2 protein-coding genes are annotated in these 1533 nt (G+C 74.7%); both read right to left on the bottom strand.

Annotated features, from left to right (window positions below):
* Positions 1-62: 62 nt before the first annotated feature.
* Positions 63-1076 (bottom strand): ADP-ribosylglycohydrolase family protein, encoded by a 1014-nt coding sequence (locus DKT69_RS31825; RefSeq protein ID WP_109805129.1) that lies wholly within the window; start codon positions 1074-1076, stop codon positions 63-65.
* A gap of 26 nt (positions 1077-1102) precedes the next feature.
* Positions 1103-1533, bottom strand: a 431-nt coding sequence (locus tag DKT69_RS31830) for a zinc ribbon domain-containing protein (protein ID WP_146231265.1), incomplete at its 5' end; no start/stop codon positions are given.

Here is a 1533-nt window from a genome sequence, read left to right on the forward strand (position 1 = left end):
CCCCGGCCCTGGCCGGGCAGGGGCCCGAGCCGGGCACGGGCCGGGGTGGGCGCTGGGTGGGGTCAGTCGTGCGGGGTGGCGAGGGTGGTGAGCTGATCGGCGTACTCGATGCGGGTGGACCAGTCGGCGGGCCAGGCGGCCATGCCGTGGGCCGCGCCGACGAAGGCGCCGGCCAGGGCCGCGATCGAGTCGGAGTCACCGGCGGTGGTGGCGCCGCGGGCCAGCGCGCCCACCGGGTCGTCGGCGTGCCGGATGGCGCAGAGCAGCGCGGTGGCGAGCGCCTCCTCGGCGATCCACCCTTCGCCGGTCTGCCGGCACGGGTCACCGCCGTCGTCCGGTGCGGCCGCCGCAGCGTCGAGGCGCGCGAGGGCGCCCAGGCACTCGTCCCAGCCCCGGGCGATGAACTCCGTCGGCGTCGCCACCCCCGGGCGCTGCCAGAGGTCGCCGAGCCAGTCCGCCCGGTAGACCGACGCCTGCGCACGGGCCCGGGCGGTCAGCAGCCCGGGCAGGTCGGCCGGCGCGGCGCCGTCGCGCAGCAGTCGGACCGCGTACGCGGTCAGCTCGCTGGCCGCCAGGCCGGTGGGGTGACCGTGGGTCGGGCCGGCCTGGAGCTGGGCCAGCCCGGCGAGCGTGTCCAAGTCGACGTCGAGGAGGCCGATCGGGGTGACCCGCATGTTCGCGCCGCAGCCCTTCGAGTCCGCCACCGTCGCCTCCTGCCAGCGGGTGCCCCGAGCGAGCTCGGCGCAGGCCCGCAGGCAGGTCATGCCGGGTGCGCGGTTGTTGTCCGGACTGGCCGCCCAAGCCAGGAAGCGCCGCCGCAGCAACGGCTCGACCGCCTCCGCGGTGAACGCGGGCGCGTCGTGCAGCGCCCACGCCACGGCGAGGGCCATCTGGGTGTCGTCGGTGACCAGCGCCGGGTCACCGGCCAGCTCGCGGGGGCCGGCCGGGCCGTACCGGCGCTCGATCTCGGCCACGGTGAGGAACTCGGTCGGCTTGCCCAGGGCGTCGCCGTAGGCCAGACCGAAGAACGAGCCGGAGGCCCGGCGGAGCGAGGTGTCGATCACGGTGACGATCATGCCCCGTGCCCGCAAGCCGTTTCCTCTCATGATGCGTGGGTGAGCTCATGATTGGATGTCCTACCTTGCGGTGGGACGGTCCCGGTGTTACCCGCGGTGGCGGTGCCGGGTTGACGTTTCACAGCCACCGGCCCGCCGGGGCGGGTCTTACGGTCGGCTCCACGTCCGTTTCGCGTCTCCGGGCCACTCCCGGCGACGGTGGCCGCCAGGGCGGCCAGGTTCCGTGCGGCGTTGACGTCCCGGTCCAGGACGAGGCCGCAGGTGGTGCAGGTGTAGGTGCGCTCGGACAGGGCGAGTTTGGTTTTCACTACGCCGCAGCTCGAGCAGGTTTTCGAGGACGGATACCACCGGTCGGCCACCACCAGCCGCCCGCCATTCCATCCCGTCTTGTAGGCCAGTTGCCGCCGCAGTTCGGCGAACCCGGCGTCGGCGATGCGCCGAGCGAGCCGCCGGTTGG

It is taken from the genome of Micromonospora sicca, assembly GCF_003172935.1.
In the GTDB taxonomy this organism is placed as follows: Bacteria; Actinomycetota; Actinomycetes; order Mycobacteriales; family Micromonosporaceae; genus Micromonospora; species Micromonospora sicca.